The organism is Modicisalibacter xianhensis (assembly GCF_900113605.1).
GTDB lineage: Bacteria > Pseudomonadota > Gammaproteobacteria > Pseudomonadales > Halomonadaceae > Modicisalibacter > Modicisalibacter xianhensis.
Window position 1 is genome coordinate 123,654 of record NZ_FOPY01000010.1, and the last position, 17,405, is coordinate 141,058.

The following is a 17,405-nucleotide window of genomic DNA, read 5'->3' on the forward strand; positions in this document are numbered from 1 at the left end:
TTGGCGGCCTCATCCCTTCTTCTCATGACGAAGCGGGCCGCTCAAAAGGCGTGTTCACGTGTCGGGACGCGTCACTCGAGTGAACTCTCGTACGGGTGTCGCCAGGAAGGCGGAACAGCATCCGATCCCTGATAAGTCAACTTATTATCCTGCTATTCATTAGCCTGGGTGTATTAGATGGCCACTTCCATGCCTGAACGAAGCCGTAGGGTGAGGATAAGAAACCTCATTTTTTTCAAAGCGTTGCCATTGTTGATCCTGCCGCTGCTGTTGAGTGGCTGCAGCATGGCGTTGATGGATCCCAAAGGGGAAGTTGGCAGTGAGATCAAGTCGCTGATCATCACTGCCTTCTGGCTGATGATGATCGTGGTCGTCCCGGTCATCGTGATGACTTTCCTGTTCGCCTGGCGTTACCGCAACACCAACTACAAGGCCAAGTACACACCGAACTGGGCCCACTCCAACGTCATCGAGGCGATCGTCTGGTTCGTGCCGCTGGTGATCATTGCCTTCCTGGCGCTCATCACCTGGCAGACCTCCCACTCGCTCAATCCCAATGTGCCGATCGAGGCCGAAGAGGGTGTCGAGCCGATGGAAATCGACGTGGTCGCGCTCGATTGGAAATGGCTGTTCATCTATCCCGACCTGGGTATTGCCAGCGTCAATGAAGTCGCGTTCCCGGTCGACACGCCGGTGAACTTCAATATCACCTCGGGTACGGTGATGAACTCGTTCATGATTCCGCGCCTGGGCAGTCAGCTCTACGCCATGGCCGGCATGGACAACGATCTTAACCTGATCGCCGGAGAAGAGGGCGTTTATCCCGGTCGTTCCACCAACTACAGCGGTGCCGGCTTCTCGGAGATGATCTTCAAGGCGCATGTCACCTCGCAGGATGAGTTCGAAGCCTGGGTCGAGAAGGTGCGTCAGGCGCCTGAGACGCTCTCCTTCGAGCAAGGCTATGAGGAACTCGCCGCACCGACCATCGACCATCCGGTCGAGTATTTCTCGAGCGTACCGGCCGAGCTCTACGACAACATCGTTCAGAGCTTCAAGAACGGCACGGCCGTCCAGCCGGGACATACCGGCGGTCATGGCGGACAGCATGCGGCGGAAAGTGCCGGACATGATGAAGGGCATGACGTAGCCATGAGCGCAGAGGTAGCGGAGTAACAGTTATGTTCGGAAAATTAAATTGGGATGTGATCCCTTACCATGATCCCATCATCATGGTAGTGGTCGCGGGTATGGCCGTGATCATTGCCGGGCTCGTCGGTTGGATCACCTACAGCAAGAACTGGGGCTACTTGTGGAAGGAGTGGATCACCTCCGTCGATCACAAGAAGCTCGGTATCATGTATTTCCTCGTCGCTCTGGTGATGCTGATCCGTGGCTTTGCCGATGCGCTCATGATGCGATCTCAGCAGGCGGCCATGGCTGTCGGCAGCCCGGAAGGCTATCTGCCGCCCGAGCACTATGACCAGATCTTCACCGCCCATGGCGTGATCATGATCTTCTTCGTGGCCATGCCCATGGTCATAGGCCTGATGAACCTGGTCGTGCCGCTGCAGATCGGTGCACGCGACGTGGCCTACCCGTTCTTGAACAACCTGAGCTTCTGGCTGTTCGCTGCGGGTGTCATCCTGATCAACGTTTCCCTGTTCGTCGGTGAGTTCGCCAAAACCGGCTGGCTGGCCTATGCGCCGCTGTCGGGTATCGATTACAGTCCGGGCGTGGGTGTCGATTACTGGATATGGGCACTACAGATATCGGGGATAGGTACGACCCTGACCGGTATCAACTTCTTCGTGACGATCCTCAAGATGCGCACCAAGGGCATGACCCTGTTCCGCATGCCGATCTTCACCTGGACCTCGTTCTGCGCCAACATCCTGATCATCGCCTCGTTTCCGATTCTCACGGCAACCATCGCGCTGCTGACGCTGGATCGTTACCTGGGCACGCACTTCTTCACCAATGATCTGGGCGGCAACCAGATGATGTACGTCAACCTCATCTGGGCCTGGGGCCATCCCGAGGTGTACATCCTGATCCTGCCGGCATTCGGCGTGTTCTCCGAGGTCATCGCGACCTTCGCCAAGAAGCGCCTGTTCGGCTACCACACCATGGTGTGGGCGACGATGGCGATCTCTTTCCTGGCCTTCATCGTCTGGCTGCACCACTTCTTCACCATGGGCGCGGGTGCCAACGTCAATGCCTTCTTCGGCATCGCGACGATGATCATCGCCATTCCCACCGGGGTTAAGATCTTCAACTGGCTGTTCACCATGTATCGTGGCCGTCTGGAGTTCACCTCGCCGGTGCTGTGGACGCTGGGCTTTATCATCACCTTTACCTTGGGTGGCATGACCGGGGTGATGCTGGCGGTACCGGCAGCCAACTTCGTGCTGCACAACAGCCTGTTCGTCATCGCGCACTTCCACAACGTCATCATTGGTGGTGTGGTGTTCGGTATGCTGGCGGGCCTGACCTTCTGGTTCCCCAAGGCGTTCGGCTTCAAGCTGGACGAGAAGTGGGGCAAGCGCTCCTTCTGGTGCTGGATCGTCGGTTTCTTCGTGGCCTTCTCGCCGCTATATGTGCTGAGCTTCTACGGCGCGGTGCGCCGCATGCAGTCCTATGACAATCCCGAGTACCACGTCTGGATGCTGATCGCCTGGGTAGGTGCCGTCATTATCCTGCTGGGCATCGCCTGTACCGTGATCCAGTTCGTCGTCAGCTATCGCAACCGCGAACAACTGGCCGACGTGACCGGCGATCCGTGGGACGGACGTACCCTGGAGTGGGCGACCTCGTCACCTGCGCCGTTCTACAACTTCGCGCATCTGCCGGAAGTGAAGTCCATCGACGCCTTCTGGGAAATGAAGCAGGCCGGCGAGTTCGAGACCTCAAAGCCGCCGTACAAGGACATTCACATGCCCAAGTACACGGCCGCCGGTCCGATCATCAGCCTGTTCGCGACCATCCTCGGTTTTGCACTGGTGTGGCATATCTGGTGGCTGGCCATTGCCAGTGCCTTGGGTGTCTTCGTCAGTTTCCTGGCACGCGTCTTCAACGATGACATCGACTACTACGTGCCTGCTGCGGAAGTCGAGCGCATCGAGAATGCGCACCACAAGCGTCTCGCCGAAGCCAATAAGCAGCATAATGTGCGTGGCAACGTACAGGTCGGAAATCTGGGGGTGCAGTCGTAATGGCTACCGATACTATTGGCAACCGCATCGTTGAGCCGAGCGATCACGGACGCGATCAGGGCCACGACATGCACGCCCATGAGCACGACCATCACGATGCCGGCGGCATGAAGGTGTTCGGCTTCTGGGTCTACCTGATGAGCGACCTGATCATCTTCGGGACGCTGTTCGCCACCTATGCCGTGCTCGTCGGGGGCACGGCGGATGGTCCGACGCCGGGTGAGATCTTCGATCTGCCGCTTATCATGGCCGGCACATTCTTCCTGCTGTTCAGCAGTTTCACCTACGGCATGGCCGTGCTGGCCATGAACGACAATCGTGTCGGTCAGCTCAAGGCCTGGTTGTGGGTCACTTTTCTGCTGGGTGCCGGCTTCATCGGGCTGGAACTCTACGAGTTCCAGCATCTGATCCACGAAGGCTACGGCCCGGATCGCAGTGCCTTCCTGTCGGCCTTCTTCACGCTGGTCGGCACACACGGCCTGCACGTGTTCTTCGGCATGGTCTGGATGCTGGTGATGCTGGTCCAGCTTCAGACCAAGGGCCTTAACGACATGACTCGGCCACGCATCATGTGCCTGAGCCTGTTCTGGCACTTCCTGGATATCGTCTGGATCTGCGTGTTCACCTTCGTCTACCTCATGGGAGCCATGTGACATGAGCGGTTCACACTCTAGCCACGGTGAGGCCAGCCACGGCAGCGTCAAGTCCTATGTGATCGGCCTGATCCTGTCCATCGTCCTGACCATCGTCGCGTTCGGCATGGTCATGACCGGGGCATTCAGTACGCTGACCACGGTAATCGTGATCGTTGCTGCGGCGGTACTTCAGCTTCTCGTGCAGTTGGTCATGTTCCTGCACATGAACACCAAGGCCGATGAAGGCTGGAATCTGATGTCGTTCGTTTTCACGGTCAAGATTCTGGTGCTGGTCATTGGCGGTTCGCTGTGGATCATGCATAACCTGCACATGAACATGATGCTCGACTAAGCGGGCGAGGCGATGATCAAGCTCTATCTGAACCTGACCAAGCCGGGAATCATCTTCGGTAACCTGATTTCCGTGACGGGCGGCTACTTTCTGGCCGCCCGGGGGGAGTTCGATCTCCCCCTGTTTCTCGCTACGCTGGCCGGGGTCGCGTTGGTAATCGCTTCCGGCTGCGTGTTCAACAACGTCATCGACCGCGATATCGACGTCAAGATGGAGCGTACCCGCAACCGGGCCTTGGCCCGGGGGCTGGTGTCACCACGCATCGCGCTGGCCTATGCCACGGCATTGGGGCTGGCCGGGTTCGCGCTGCTCTATTGGGGCGCAAACCCGCTGGCGGCTTTGTTCGCCGTGCTGGGTTTCTTCGTCTATGTCGTGCTCTACAGCCTCTACCTGAAGCGCAATTCGGTCTATGGCACGCTGGTTGGCAGCCTGTCCGGGGCGACACCGCCGGTGATCGGCTACTGCGCAGCCAGTGGCCAGTTCGACATGGGAGGCGCGATTCTGCTGCTGATCTTCAGTCTCTGGCAGATGCCGCATTCCTACGCGATCGCGATCTTCCGCTTCAACGATTACCGTGCAGCATCGATTCCGGTGCTGCCGGTGAAGAAGGGGATCGCCGCGGCGAAGCGCTCCATCGTGCTGTACATCGTGGCGTTCATGGCGGCGGCGTTGGCACTGTCACTGCTGGGATATGCCGGCTACGGTTATTTTGCCGTCGCGGCGACGATGAGCCTGTATTGGCTCTACCTCGCCTCGCTGGGCTATCGCAAGAGCGACGACAATGCCTGGGCGAAGAAGCAGTTTGCCTTCTCGATCGTCATGATCACCGCGCTCAGCGTGATGATGGCGGTGGACTTCCAGGGAGAGCCGGCAACCATGCTGGCCGATGCCCAGCCGCAGATCGATAGCTTCCTGCGCGCCAGCCTGTCGCTGTAGAAAGGCAGGAACAGCGCGGAAGGTGTTACTGGCGTCCTTGCCGAATCAACGCCCTGGCCTGTCGGTCAGGGCGTTTCTCGTTGCAGGCTCAGGAAGGCAGGTTGTCGAGAGTATGCGCCAATGTCTCGACGCTGCGATCGACATGATGAAGCTTGTCGAGACCGAACAGGCCGATACGGAAGGTCTGAAAATCCTGGCCCTCGTCACACATCAGCGGTACGCCGGCTGCGACCTGCAGGCCGGCCTGGGCGAACCGGGCAGCAAGCCCAGCGTCGTCGGTATAGCTGACCACCACGCCAGGTGCCTGAAAGCCTTCCGCGGCCACGCTGCGGAACCCCCGTTCGCTTAGCAGGGTGCGCACCCGGTCGCCGAGCAATTGCTGTTCGGCACGCACCTCGGCGAAGCCATAGGCTTCGGTCTCGCGCATGATGTCGCGCAGCCGGGTCAACCCGTCAGTGGGCATGGTGGCATGGTAGGCATGGCCACCACGCTCGTAGGCCTGCATGATCGATAGCCACTTGCGCAGGTCGGCTGCGAAGCTGGTGCTGGTGGTCGTTTCGATACGTTCGAGCGCGCGTGCACTCAGCATGACCATGGCGCAACAAGGAGAGGCGCTCCACCCCTTCTGCGGTGCACTGATCAGCACGTCGACGCCGATATCCTGCATGTCCACCCACAGCGTGCCTGAGGCGATACAGTCGAGCACGAACAGACCGCCGACATCGTGCGTGGCCTGGGCCACGCGACGCAGATAGTCGTCAGGCAGCAGCATACCCGATGCGGTTTCCACGTGAGGGGCGAAGACCAGGGCCGGCCGCTGTTCCTCGATCGTGGCGACCACCTCGTCGATAGGGGGCGGGGCGTAGGGTGCCTGCGGGCCGCTGCCCACGGGCCGGGCCTTGAGTACCGTTTCCCGGGAAAGTATGCCGCCCATCTCGAAGATCTGCGTCCAGCGGTAGCTGAACCAGCCGTTGCGAATCACCAGGCAGGGCTGGCCGGTGGCGAACTGGCGGGCGACCGCCTCCATGCCGAAGGTGCCGCTACCCGGAACGATGACTGCCGCATCGGCGTGATAGACCTGCTTGAGTGTACGGGATAGGTCCCGCATCACGCTCTGGAACGCCTGTGACATGTGGTTGAGTGAACGATCCGTGTAGACCACGGAATATTCGAGCAGACCGTCTGGGTCCACGTCGGGCAGCAGGCCAGGCATAGCCGCTATCTCCTTATTCTCTGTATACAAAGCTTGAGGATATTCGTTACAGAGAGCGCCGGCCAGTCCTGCATGACAGAGGCACGGTCAGGCAAAGGGAGGGGAGTGCCGGGCGAAGCCCGCCCGGCAAGTCAGGCATCAGGCCGTGACGAGGCTGTGTCGGGTCGGTTGGGGCAAGGCCGCGCGGGGAGCGGCCAAGTGAAGCGTGTCGCTGACCGTGAACTGGCCGACCTCCCGTGCCATGTCACCAGCCTGTTCGTCGAGTGATTTGCTGGCGGCCGCGACCTGCTCGACCAGGGCCGCGTTCTGCTGGGTCACTTCCTCCAGTTGGGACACGGCCTGGTTGATCTGCTCGATACCCGCCGACTGCTCGGTAGCGGCAGCCGAGATATCGTGCACCAACGAGGCGACCTGGCCGATACGCGAGGCGATCTCCGCCAGGGTCTCGTGGGTCGTCGAGACCAGGCGATTCCCCGTGTCGATGGTCGTGACGTTGCGCGCGATCAGCGTGCGGATGCGTTCGGCCTCGCTGGCGCTGCGGCTGGCCAGTTGGCGGACTTCGGAAGCGACCACTGCAAAGCCGCGGCCGTGCTCGCCGGCGCGTGCCGCTTCCACCGAGGCGTTGAGCGCCAGCAGGTTGGTCTGAAAGGCGATACTGTCGATGGCCGCGACAATGGCCGTGACTTCCTGGTTGGCCGTGTGGATGTGGGACATCGCCTGGCGAGCCTGATCGGCAACGCCACTGGCCTGTTGGGCCTGGCCAGCGACCTCGGTGGCCAGGCTCTGTGCCTGGCCAGCATTGTCGGCGGTATGGCGCACCGTCGAGGTGATCTGCTCCATGCTCGAGGCGGTTTCCACCAGCGAGGCGGACTGCTCCTCGGTGCGCTGGGCAAGGTCCTGATTGCCCTGGGCGATCTCGCCGCTGGCGACTTCGATGGACAACGCACTGCGCCGAATGTTGGTGACCAGACGTTCGGTGTCGTCGGTGGCTGCGTTGAAGGCCTGGTAGAGCTGCGAGAGTTCGTCGCTGCCCGGTACGTCCAAACGCTGGGTCAGATCGCCGCCGCGATGGGTGATAGCCTGCAAGGTGCGCTTGAGCGGGCCAACGATGGCGCGCACGATCGCCACGGTGAGTGCGAGGGTCAGCAGCGAGGCCAGGCCGGCAATGGCGACATATCCCCACAGCGCGATACGTGCGTCGCTGCGCAGGGCCTGGGCCGTGGCCAGGATTTCCTCGGTCACGGCATTTTCCACACGTTTGAGTTGGCCAATCTTGACCGTTTGCCAGTCGAACCACTGCTGCGGGTCGACACCAAAGCCACCTTGGTCGACCCGCTCGATGACCAATTCACGCAGCCCGTCCAGACGTTCGATGTCGGGCCCCGAAAGCGCCTGCTGATACCTGTCGCGCATCGTGGGGGTGGCCAGCGTATCGAACCCCTGCAGGAATGCCGCTTCCTCGCCAATCAGGTTCATGAAACGACGATACAGGGGCGGTGTCATCTGGTCGGCGGCAAAGGCGTTGGAGAGCAGGGCGCGCTCTATGCCGGCAAGATCCTTGGCTTCCAGCAGCTGATAATAGGCCGCCAGACGACGGGCGATGTCGGCTTCGTCGACCATGTGGCTCAGCTTGCCAGCTAGATCCATCAGGGCGGCATTGATCCCCGTGTAATGGCTCAGCGCCTCGGCGACGGGCACGGCAAGCTTATCCACGCGGCGGCGTAGGTCGACCGTGGCAGACAGGCGTTGGCGGGCCACGTCGACCTGACTGGCGAGGTCCTCGCTCAGGTAATCGGTATCGAGCGTGTCGAGCCGGGACAGCAGAGCTGCTGCCTGGGCATCGGTAATGGGGCGCTGTTCGCGCAGTTCAATGGCGAAATTGTCGCCGCCGCTGCCCAGAACCCCCGCCGTCATGCCGCGCTCTCTCTGGAGTTCGTGAATCAGGCTCCCGGCCTGCTGGGCCAGGGCAGTCAGGGACTGGAGCCGGTCCATGCTGCTCACCACTCGCTGTCGTTCGACGATGCCGTTCCCGGCGAAGAACAGCATGGCCAATACGGGCAGGACCAGGGCAAGCAGGAACTTGCGACTGACAGGAATACGATGCAGTACGGACGTCATTGGGAACCTTCCTGGGCGAATACGATGGGCGCGGCAGGAAAGGTAAGTGAATTGTCGTCGTTACCTGTTCATGACGCTCTCCTGCCGATGTCACTATCGGCAGGAGAGGTCACGCGTTGATGAAGGCGTCGGGGTTCCCTGATGTGGATCAATTTTCTTGAGGTTGTACGGGCGATGCGTCGAGCTGGCTGAGCAACGTCGGGTCGAGTGTCACCTGGTCGTAGAAATGGTAAGGCACCTCGAAGGGCGCTTCGGTCAGTGTCACGGGATGCGGAATGCCATCGGCATTCACTATGAGCGATTGCAAGCGGGCATAGTCGACCAGTACGCCTCGCTCATTGGCGGCCTGGGTCACCGAGGCGAAGGTTTTCTCGACGCGCGTTGCCAGTTCTTCCTGGGAGGTCTCGGGGATAGGGTAACTCTGCACCTCGAGCACGCCGGCCGGCGACCAGCCGATCTTGACCGGCTCGTTGATCAGGCGGACCTGCGTACCCTTGGGTACACGATAGATAAGATCCTCGATATCGCCCGGCAACATGCGGATGCAGCCGTGGGAGACACGCATGCCGACGCCCTGAGGGCGGTTGGTGCCGTGAATCAGATAGCCCGGAATGCCCAGCAGCATGGCATGCTCGCCGAGGGGGTTGTCCGGCCCGGGAGGTACCACGCTGGGCAGCGTTTCTCCCATCTCGGCCTTTTCCTTGATGATGCTCTGTGGTGGATACCAGGCGGGGTTTTCCAGCTTGTGGGTGACCGTGGTCGTGCCTAACGGGGTCTGCCAGTCCAGTCGGCCAATGCCGATCGGATAGGTCTCGACACGCGGCTGCTCGCCATGACCCACCGAGGGATAGTAATAGAGACGCAACTCGGCCAGATTGACGACGAGACCTTCGCGCGGGCCGGGCGGCAGGATGTAGCGAGTCGGCAGCACGATGTCGGTCCCTTCGCCGGGCAGCCACACCCGGGTATCCGGGTTGGCGGCGCGCATGGCGTTGTAGCCGATGCCATGATCGAGACCGATATCGATGAGGGTGTCTTGCTGTGACGCCTCGACCGTCTGGACCTGCCCGACGACATCACCCTGTTCGGGGAGCGTATAACGCCCGTCCGGGCTTGCCGCGTCCTCCTGTGCCAGCAGCAGGCGCGGCATGACCAGCATGCCCAGCGCCATCCAATGACCCATCCCTCGTTTCCATGCTCGCATCATTCGTGACCTGTCGATCGTTTCCTTTGGTGGGGCGGAATGCCGTGTGGAGGCCGTAAACTAAACGAACGGCATCGTCGGGTCCAATGGATGCGTCGCCCTACGGCGTGATGCGATGCCTTGAGTCTGTAGCCGCTATAGGGAATAGACTGCCGGCAAAACGCGTCGGAGGCCGCTCATGGCAACGCAATCCGCTACATTCGACATCACGCATCAATGGATCGTTCAGGGCATGGACTGCCCAGGCTGTGCCGCCAAGATTCGTGCCGCCCTGGAGCGCATGCCCGGCGTCGGCGGCATTTGGGTCTCTGACGAGGACGCGACAGTATCGTTGTGGCTCGATTCGGACAAGACGTCGCCGGCGCAGGTCGAGCGTACGGTCGAGAGCCTGGGCTATGGCATTGCACCGAAAACCCTGGAGCCCCGGGAAGCGGTCGGTACCTGTTGCCAGTCATCCTGCTGTGGCAGCCAGGCGTCGAAAGAGGACGCAGCCCCCGCCTCGGCCGATGGCAGGTTGAGCTGGCATGTCGAGGGCATGGATTGTCCCAGTTGCGTGTCGAAGGTACGCGGCGCGGTGGAGCGCTTACCAGGTGTCGCGGATGTTCAGGTCTCTTTGATGCGCGAAACGCTTACCCTGCAGCTCGATGAAGCCCACACCTCGCGTGCCGATGTCGAGCGTGAAATCGTCAGGCTCGGTTATCGTACTTCCGATACGACCAACGCCCCGCGGGGCGGCACTCAAGGCAATGACGGTAACGCCGAACCGTCCTCCCTGGCCGTCAGGATGAAGCGGGCCCTGAAAAGTGGCAAGGCCCGCCTAGTGCTGCTGACCGGGTTGCTGTTGCTGACGGCGCTGATCGTCCGTCTGGTGGCGCCGGCCCCCCTGGGGGACTGGGCCTTTGCGCTGGCGTGCCTGGTCGGGGTGATACCCGTGGCGAAACGGGCCTTTGCCGCCCTGCGTGCCGGCATGCCCTTTACCATCGAGATGTTGATGACCCTGGCGGCCGGCGGCGCTCTGGTGATCGGGGCTGCCGAGGAGGCGGCGCTGGTCATCTTCCTGTTCGCTGTCGGCGAAGTGCTCGAAGGCGTGGCGTCCGACCGGGCTCGGGCCGGGATCCGGGCGCTGGGCAATCTGATACCCAGGACGGCGCGGGTCGAGGAGAACGGCGAGGTTCGTCAGGCCGACGCCGCGCAGTTGCGCATCGGCCAGGTCGTGCAGGTCCGGCCGGGGGACCGCATGCCAGCCGATGGCGAGATCATCGAGGGAACGGCCTCGCTGGACGAGTCGCCGGTCACGGGCGAGTCGCTGCCCAAGGGCAAGAGTGTGGGCGAGGCGGTCTATGCCGGGTCGATCAATACCGACGCGGTGCTGCGTGTGCGGGTCACCAAGGCACCCGAAGACAATACCATTGCCCGCATCATCCGGCTGGTCGAAGAAGCCCAGGAGGCCCGCGCTCCGACCGAACGCTTCATCGACCGCTTCAGCCGCGTGTACATGCCGGCTGTGGTCGGCACCGCGATCCTGGTGGCGATAATACCGCCGCTGGCCTTTGGCGGCGCCTGGGGCGAATGGGTCTACCGTGCCTTGGCGCTGCTGCTGATCGGCTGCCCCTGTGCACTGGTGATCTCGGTACCGGCATCGATCGCCTCGTCTTTGTCCGCCGGGGCGCGTCACGGCCTGCTGATGAAGGGCGGTGTAGTGATCGAAGAGGCGGCGCGCACCAGTCTGGTGGCCTTCGACAAGACCGGCACGCTGACCCATGGCAGGCCGGAGGTCACTGACGTGCAGGCATTTGCGGGAGAGCGACACGAGGTCTTGGCCTTGGCGGCTGCCGTCGAGAGTGGCTCCAGCCATCCGCTGGCGGTCGCCATCCTGGCGCATGCCGAGGCGCAGGGCATCCGGCTTTCACGTGCCAGCCAGGCGCGTGCGATTGCCGGCCATGGCGTCGAGGCGCAGGTCGATGATGTGCGCTGCGTCGTTGCCTCGCCGCGCTATGCCGACGAAGCCGGTATGCTGAGCGGCACGATCAGGGCGCGGATCGCGACGCTGGAAGATCAAGGCAAGACCGTGGCCGTGGTGTGCCGTGAAGCGTCGCTGGTCGGGCTGATCGCGCTGCGCGATGAGCCGCGTGCCGACGCCGCTCAAGGCGTGGAGAGTCTCAGCAAGCAGGGTGTGCGAAGTGTGATGCTTACCGGCGACAATCCACGCACGGCAGCGGCTATCGCCGATGGTCTCGGCATGGAATATCGCGCTTCATTGCTGCCTGACGACAAGGTGACGGCGATTCGCGAGTTGATCGTCAGCGAGCGGGTGATGATGGTCGGCGACGGCATCAACGACGCCCCGGCGCTGGCCTCGGCGCATGTCGGCGTGGCGATGGGCTCGGGTACCGATGTCGCCCTGGAAACCGCGGATGGCGCACTGCTGCGTAATCGCGTCGTCGACGTGGCCGCCAAGATCGGCCTGGCGCGGGCGACGATGGCCAATATTCGCCAGAACATTGCCATTGCCTTGGGCCTGAAGGGCATCTTTCTGGTGACTACCGTGTTCGGCATCACCGGGTTGTGGCTGGCCATCCTGGCCGATACGGGGGCGACGGTGCTGGTCACGCTGAATGCGTTGCGCCTGCTGCGCTTCGACCCCTGGCGTCGGCTGGGCATTGCCCCGCAAACGGCCAGTCAGCCTGCTGTGTCGGCGAGGCGGGTATCGTCTGAAGTGGGGCAGTGGCAGCCGGACGGCAACGAGGCCGTGGCAAGCAAGTAGCGCCAACGTAAAACGCGCCGGTCGATGACCGGCGCGTGCCGTCTGGCGTTCAGTCCTTTTCCGCCTAGACCTCTTTATAGAGTTCGGCACCCTCGCGACGGAACTTCTCCGCCTGTTCCTCCATGCCTTTCATGACCGCTTCCCGGTCACCGTCGAGGCCCTTGTCCCTGGCGTAATCGCGGACTTCCTGACTGATCTTCATCGAGCAGAACTTGGGCCCGCACATCGAGCAGAAGTGAGCCACCTTGGCTGAGTCCTTGGGCAGCGTCTCGTCGTGGTACTCGCGTGCAGTATCAGGATCCAGCCCCAGATTGAACTGATCCTCCCAGCGGAATTCGAAACGCGCCTTGGACAGGGCATTGTCGCGGCGCTGCGCGGCCGGATGGCCCTTGGCCAGGTCGGCGGCATGCGCAGCAATCTTGTAGGTGATGATGCCGGTCTTGACGTCGTCCTTGTTGGGCAGGCCGAGGTGTTCCTTGGGGGTGACGTAGCAGAGCATGGCGCAGCCGTACCAGCCGATCATCGCCGCGCCGATGCCCGAGGTAATGTGATCGTAGCCGGGGGCGATGTCGGTGACCAGCGGCCCGAGTGTGTAGAAGGGGGCCTCGTCACAGTACTCGAGCTGCTTGTCCATGTTCTCCTTGATCAGGTGCATGGGCACGTGGCCGGGCCCCTCGATCATCACCTGCACGTCGTGCTTCCAGGCGATGTGGGTCAGTTCGCCCAGCGTCTTGAGTTCGGCCATCTGGGCCTCGTCGTTGGCGTCGGCCACCGAGCCCGGGCGCAGGCCATCGCCCAGCGAGAAAGCGACGTCGTACTGCTTGCAGATCTCGCAGATTTCCTCGAAATGGGTATAGAGGAAGCTCTCCTGGTGATGGTAGAGACACCACTTGGCCATGATCGAGCCGCCACGCGAGACGATGCCGGTGACGCGTCTGGCGGTGAGCGGCACGTAGCGCAGCAGTACGCCGGCATGAATGGTGAAGTAGTCCACGCCCTGTTCGGCCTGCTCGATCAGCGTGTCGCGAAAGATTTCCCAGGTCAGGTCCTCGGCCACGCCGCCCACCTTCTCCAGCGCCTGATAGATCGGAACGGTGCCGATGGGCACCGGTGCATTGCGGATGATCCACTCGCGCGTCTCGTGGATGTTGGCGCCAGTGGACAGGTCCATGATGGTATCGGCGCCCCAGCGGATGCCCCAGGTCATCTTGTCGACCTCATCCTCGATGGAGGAGGTGACCGCCGAGTTGCCCAGGTTGCCGTTGATCTTCACCAGGAAGTTGCGACCGATGATCATCGGCTCGGATTCGGGGTGATTGATGTTGCAAGGGATGATCGCCCGGCCTTCGGCGACTTCGCGGCGCACGAATTCCGGCGTGATTTCCTCGGGCAGCCGGGCACCGAAGCCTTGGCCGGGGTGCTGGTGGCCGAGGATGCGTTCGACTTCGTCGCTACCCAGTGCTTGCCGGCGCTGATTCTCGCGTATGGCGATGAATTCCATTTCCGGCGTGATGATGCCCTGGCGGGCGTAATGGAGTTGCGTGACGTTCTTTCCGGGCCTGGCACGTCGCGGCGTACGCGTCAGCTCGAAGCGCAGCGGGGCGAGCATGGGATCGTTGGCCCGGCGCCGGCCGTACACGGAGGTCGGGCCGTCGAGAAACTCGGTGTCATCGCGCTCGTCGATCCAGGCACGGCGCAGTTCGGGCAGGCCGCGGCGCAGGTCGATACGTGCGTCGGGATCGGTATAGGGGCCGGAGGTGTCGTAGACCAGCAGCGGCGGGTTGGCCTCGTCGGCGCCGGAGGTTCTGGTCGGCGACAGGCTGATCTCGCGAAACGGCACGCGAATGTCGGGGCGCGAGCCCTCGACATGAATCTTGCGCGAGCCGGGCAGAGCCTGGATGGCAGCGTCGTCGACGCGTGCCGTGTCGGCGAGGAAATGATCGGTCTTTGCCATAGTTGTTCTCCCAGTAAACGTTCGTCGTCAGGGAGGACAGCGGAGGAGGACAGGGGCAGGACACACGAATGTGGAGCGGCCTGCGTGTCGCTTGATCCCTACGCTGGTCCTAGCCAGGTCAGGTTCAACGGGCCCCACCGTGACGACACACTGATAGCCGTGCCGTAGGGTGATCTCAGCCGGTTCCACCGGCACCCCGTCAAGCGATGGCGCCGCTTGGCGGCGCCTGAGTTGCCGGCCACCTCGCGGTGTCCGGCGTTCGGTAGAGGGGGCTCAGGTGGACTGATCCAGCCCCATCTGCCAGAAATCGATCTCCAGTCGGGTGGCGTCACGGAAGATCGTGACGAGCTGGTCGAAACGCGAGGCATCGAGTGTGGCAAGGCGTTCATCCAGCCAAGCGGTCTCGGCATGCATCGCCTGCTGGAACTCGTCACTGGCGTACATGGCGATCCAGTCGGCGTAAGGATTGCCCTCGTGGTGTGTGAACGACTGGGCATTGAGCCAGTTGGCAATCTCGCCGTAGCCGATCAGGCACGGGGCCAGGGCGACATGCAGGTCGAGCAGGTCACCACGGCTGCCGGTATCGAGCACGTATCGGGTGTAGGCCAGCGTGGCACGGGCCTCGGGCAGCGTGGCCAGGTCGGCTTCGCTGATGCCCCACTCGTGGCAGTAGCCGACATGCAGGTCGAGTTCCACGTCGAGGATGGTCCTGAGTGCGTCATAGGCCTGGCGCAGTTCGGCCAACGTACGGCTCTTGTAGGCCGCCAACGCGTAGGCGCGGGCGAAGTGGACCAGAAACAGGTAATCCTGCTGCAGGTAATGACGAAATGCATCGGGCGCGAGGGTGCCGGCACCCAGACGAGTCACGAAGTCGTGCTCGCAGTAGGCTTGCCAATCTGCCTGGCAAGCGGCCTTGAGGTCGGCGAAACGGTAGGTCACGTCGTGCTCCTGTCGAGGCGCTTGGACGCCGCGAAATGGCACGCAGGGAGTCACGCGAAGGGAAGTGAAAGTACCGCCCAGGCTTGATCCCTACGCCGGTTCACTTCCCTCGGCCTCGTAAGGAGGCCAACGAAATCACCCGGATCAGGTTCTGCGGGATCGGCCCTGGAGCATGCATGGGCAAGCTCATCGACCATCTCAGCCGGTTCCACCGGCACCCCGTCAAGCGTTCGATAACGTACGGCAGTCTAGCAGGTTGGCGCGGCGGTGCCAGTGGGCTTGCCGCCGCATTCAGGCATGATTACCACAGCCAGCTATAGGGATTGGCCGGTGAGCGACGACGGCGCACGTCGCGAAGGCCGATTGCACAGCGTACCACCAGCCAGACGGCCAGCAGCGGCCAGGCAAGAGCGCCCACGGCAAAGAGGCTGAGCACGAAGGCGGCTACGGAGTAGAGCATGCCGATCCAGAAGGTGCGGATCTGGTAACGGTAATGAGCGCGCAGCCAGCGGGGGGCATCCGCCCGGTAAACGTATGCCATGACCACACCGATCAGTAACGTGGCATTGACGGTGAGCAGGCCGGCCAGGTACAGCACGTAGATCACCTGGGGAATGGTGATGTCTTCCTTGCGCTCGTGCTGTCTTGCTTCCCGGTTCTCCTGCGGCTCTTCCTGCGACGTTTCGTGAGTATTGGGCGATGCTTGCGTCATCGTCTCGCTCCGCAATCGAAAATTCTAGTGTCTCACTCCTTTAACAATGTTACGAGCTTGGCGCCGCGTCCTGTTCGGTGTCGTTGGGTGTGCCGAGCAGTTCCGGCTCGGCGCCGACGGGGCCGTCACCGAAGGTGACCCGGTAGAGGCCGGTCTCGCCGCTGTTCGAGGTGAAGTAGAGGGCACCATCCGGGCCGAAGGCGATCCCGGTGGGACGCGCCCAACGATTGCCCTGTTCGTCCTGGAAGCCGGTGATCAGGTCGTTGACTTGGCCGTTGCCCTGCGCATCGATGACGATACCGGCAATCCGCGGTTCGCGGCGTGTGGCCGGGTCGCCGGCGGCGCTGCCATCGGGCTGGGTTCCCCAACTGCCATGCACGGCGGTGACTGCATCCAGGGGAAGCATGCTGCCCTGAGGCATAAAATCCAGGCCCAGCGGGGCGCTGCGGGCGGGTAATGTCGCGACCGGCTGGGGAATCTCGCTGGCCGGGCGCGGCGGCTCGCTGGAGATGCAGTCGTCACGCTGATACTCGCCATCGACCCACTGAAACCATGGCATGCCATGAAAACTGCCTTCTTCAGCGCGGACCAGGACTTCGCGTGGTGTCTCGTATCCCCAATGGTCGGGGCCATTGTTGATGGCATAGAGCGTTCCCGTGTCGTCCCAGGCGAGACCGACCGGATTGCGTAAGCCACTGGCATAGGCTTGCCACGTTGGTGAGTCACCGCTTTCGTCGAGCACCAGAATGCCGCCACGCCGGTCCTCGAAGTCATAATCCTCGCCAATGTACTGATCGGAGCAGTTGCCCTGGATGCCAAGTGACACGTAAAGCCGGTTGTCCGGCCCGACCGCCAGGGTGCGGGTATCGTGCCCACCGCCGCCGGGTAATTCGGCATAGACCGAGAAATCGTCGCGCGATGGCGAATCGCCGGTCCGGTAGGGCGCGCGCAGTAGCGCATCGGTAGTGGCGACGTAAAGGTAGTCGCCGCGCTGCACCACGCTATTGGGGTAGGCATCGAACTCGGCCAGCGTGTCTGCCTGATCGTAGGGAGGGGCCAGGCGATAGATCTTGTAGGCATTGGAGCCGATGAACATTTCGCCACCCGGGCCGATACTGATCATGCGCGGGGCATCCAGGGAAGCGACCTTCTCGACACGCACGTCCCCTGGCACGTTCAGGCGATGCTCGGTTCCGGCCACGTCGACCGGATGCAGCGTGTCGGACTGGGCCAGGCCAGTCGCGGGCAGGGTCAGCAGGCTGGTGAGCAGGCCGACAGCGGACCATGACATCGTTGCTCGAGTGTTCCATGGGCGGCGTAGGGGCATGATTCGACTCCTTGAATCCGGTCTGCCCCCAGTGTAGCC

The 17,405-nt window shown here is 62.4% G+C and carries 13 protein-coding genes and 2 riboswitches; of the genes, 6 read left to right on the forward strand and 7 right to left on the reverse strand.

What is annotated here, in order from left to right:
• Nucleotides 1-189 precede the first annotated feature (189 nt).
• Genes cyoA through cyoE form a run of 5 tightly spaced genes read left to right on the forward strand, consistent with a single transcriptional unit; the run spans nucleotide 190 to nucleotide 5,135 of the window.
• A complete protein-coding gene (cyoA, locus tag BM194_RS13210) occupies nucleotides 190-1,173 on the forward strand; it encodes a ubiquinol oxidase subunit II (protein ID WP_092847556.1) in 984 nt (327 codons plus the stop codon).
• A gap of 5 nt (nucleotides 1,174-1,178) precedes the next feature.
• Nucleotides 1,179-3,212 (forward strand): cytochrome o ubiquinol oxidase subunit I, encoded by a 2,034-nt coding sequence (cyoB, locus tag BM194_RS13215; protein ID WP_092847446.1) that lies wholly within the window; start codon nucleotides 1,179-1,181, stop codon nucleotides 3,210-3,212.
• The gene (gene cyoC, locus BM194_RS13220; RefSeq protein WP_422730662.1) at nucleotides 3,212-3,865 is read left to right on the forward strand and encodes a cytochrome o ubiquinol oxidase subunit III; all 654 of its coding nucleotides are present in this window, start codon (nucleotides 3,212-3,214) and stop codon (nucleotides 3,863-3,865) included. The genes cyoB and cyoC overlap by 1 nt, the downstream gene beginning before the upstream one ends.
• A 1-nt stretch (nucleotide 3,866) precedes the next feature.
• The gene (gene cyoD, locus BM194_RS13225) at nucleotides 3,867-4,199 is read left to right on the forward strand and encodes a cytochrome o ubiquinol oxidase subunit IV (protein WP_092847448.1); all 333 of its coding nucleotides are present in this window, start codon (nucleotides 3,867-3,869) and stop codon (nucleotides 4,197-4,199) included.
• 12 nt (nucleotides 4,200-4,211) lie between these two features.
• Entirely contained in the window at nucleotides 4,212-5,135 is a 924-nt protein-coding gene (gene cyoE, locus BM194_RS13230; protein WP_092847449.1) for a heme o synthase, read from the forward strand.
• Between the two features lie 88 nt (nucleotides 5,136-5,223).
• Here the strand turns inward: cyoE and BM194_RS13235 are convergent, their stop codons facing one another.
• The 3 genes from BM194_RS13235 to BM194_RS13245 form a co-directional block, all read right to left on the reverse strand.
• Nucleotides 5,224-6,348 carry an aminotransferase class V-fold PLP-dependent enzyme gene (locus tag BM194_RS13235; protein WP_092847450.1) on the reverse strand — a complete coding sequence of 375 codons (1,125 nt, stop codon included), beginning with the start codon at nucleotides 6,346-6,348 and terminating at the stop codon, nucleotides 5,224-5,226.
• Nucleotides 6,349-6,486: 138 nt separating this feature from the next.
• Nucleotides 6,487-8,466, reverse strand: coding sequence for a methyl-accepting chemotaxis protein (locus tag BM194_RS13240; protein WP_143097594.1), 1,980 nt, complete (start codon nucleotides 8,464-8,466; stop codon nucleotides 6,487-6,489).
• 148 nt (nucleotides 8,467-8,614) lie between these two features.
• Nucleotides 8,615-9,649, reverse strand: coding sequence for a L,D-transpeptidase family protein (locus BM194_RS13245; protein ID WP_092847452.1), 1,035 nt, complete (start codon nucleotides 9,647-9,649; stop codon nucleotides 8,615-8,617).
• A 199-nt stretch (nucleotides 9,650-9,848) separates the two neighbouring features.
• On the opposite strand from BM194_RS13245, the gene BM194_RS13250 reads away from it, so the two are divergent.
• Complete coding sequence (locus BM194_RS13250; RefSeq protein ID WP_092847453.1) at nucleotides 9,849-12,434, forward strand: heavy metal translocating P-type ATPase; 2,586 nt, start codon at nucleotides 9,849-9,851, stop codon at nucleotides 12,432-12,434.
• A gap of 64 nt (nucleotides 12,435-12,498) precedes the next feature.
• Here the strand turns inward: BM194_RS13250 and thiC are convergent, their stop codons facing one another.
• The 4 genes from thiC to BM194_RS13270 all read right to left on the reverse strand — a co-directional run bounded on the left by thiC (nucleotide 12,499) and on the right by BM194_RS13270 (nucleotide 17,330).
• A complete protein-coding gene (thiC, locus tag BM194_RS13255) occupies nucleotides 12,499-14,388 on the reverse strand; it encodes a phosphomethylpyrimidine synthase ThiC (RefSeq protein WP_092847454.1) in 1,890 nt (629 codons plus the stop codon).
• Between the two features lie 78 nt (nucleotides 14,389-14,466).
• Nucleotides 14,467-14,597: riboswitch (TPP riboswitch) on the reverse strand.
• 64 nt (nucleotides 14,598-14,661) lie between these two features.
• A complete protein-coding gene (gene tenA, locus BM194_RS13260; RefSeq protein ID WP_092847455.1) occupies nucleotides 14,662-15,327 on the reverse strand; it encodes a thiaminase II in 666 nt (221 codons plus the stop codon).
• A 70-nt stretch (nucleotides 15,328-15,397) separates the two neighbouring features.
• Nucleotides 15,398-15,559: riboswitch (TPP riboswitch) on the reverse strand.
• 69 nt (nucleotides 15,560-15,628) lie between these two features.
• A complete protein-coding gene (locus BM194_RS13265) occupies nucleotides 15,629-16,039 on the reverse strand; it encodes a DUF4870 family protein (protein ID WP_244890967.1) in 411 nt (136 codons plus the stop codon).
• A 49-nt stretch (nucleotides 16,040-16,088) separates the two neighbouring features.
• Nucleotides 16,089-17,330: a PQQ-dependent sugar dehydrogenase gene (locus BM194_RS13270; protein ID WP_244890968.1), complete on the reverse strand. Its 1,242-nt coding sequence runs from the start codon at nucleotides 17,328-17,330 to the stop codon at nucleotides 16,089-16,091.
• Nucleotides 17,331-17,405 lie beyond the last annotated feature (75 nt).

Coding starts and splice junctions, on each gene's coding strand:
- cyoA (WP_092847556.1), top strand. CDS start 190: ATGCCTGAACGAAGCCGTAGGGTGAGGATAAGAAACCTCATTTTTTTC.
- cyoB (WP_092847446.1), top strand. CDS start 1,179: ATGTTCGGAAAATTAAATTGGGATGTGATCCCTTACCATGATCCCATC.
- cyoC (WP_422730662.1), top strand. CDS start 3,212: ATGGCTACCGATACTATTGGCAACCGCATCGTTGAGCCGAGCGATCAC.
- cyoD (WP_092847448.1), top strand. CDS start 3,867: ATGAGCGGTTCACACTCTAGCCACGGTGAGGCCAGCCACGGCAGCGTC.
- cyoE (WP_092847449.1), top strand. CDS start 4,212: ATGATCAAGCTCTATCTGAACCTGACCAAGCCGGGAATCATCTTCGGT.
- BM194_RS13235 (WP_092847450.1), bottom strand. CDS start 6,348: ATGCCTGGCCTGCTGCCCGACGTGGACCCAGACGGTCTGCTCGAATAT.
- BM194_RS13240 (WP_143097594.1), bottom strand. CDS start 8,466: ATGACGTCCGTACTGCATCGTATTCCTGTCAGTCGCAAGTTCCTGCTT.
- BM194_RS13245 (WP_092847452.1), bottom strand. CDS start 9,649: ATGGGTCATTGGATGGCGCTGGGCATGCTGGTCATGCCGCGCCTGCTG.
- BM194_RS13250 (WP_092847453.1), top strand. CDS start 9,849: ATGGCAACGCAATCCGCTACATTCGACATCACGCATCAATGGATCGTT.
- thiC (WP_092847454.1), bottom strand. CDS start 14,388: ATGGCAAAGACCGATCATTTCCTCGCCGACACGGCACGCGTCGACGAC.
- BM194_RS13265 (WP_244890967.1), bottom strand. CDS start 16,039: ATGACGCAAGCATCGCCCAATACTCACGAAACGTCGCAGGAAGAGCCG.
- BM194_RS13270 (WP_244890968.1), bottom strand. CDS start 17,330: ATGTCATGGTCCGCTGTCGGCCTGCTCACCAGCCTGCTGACCCTGCCC.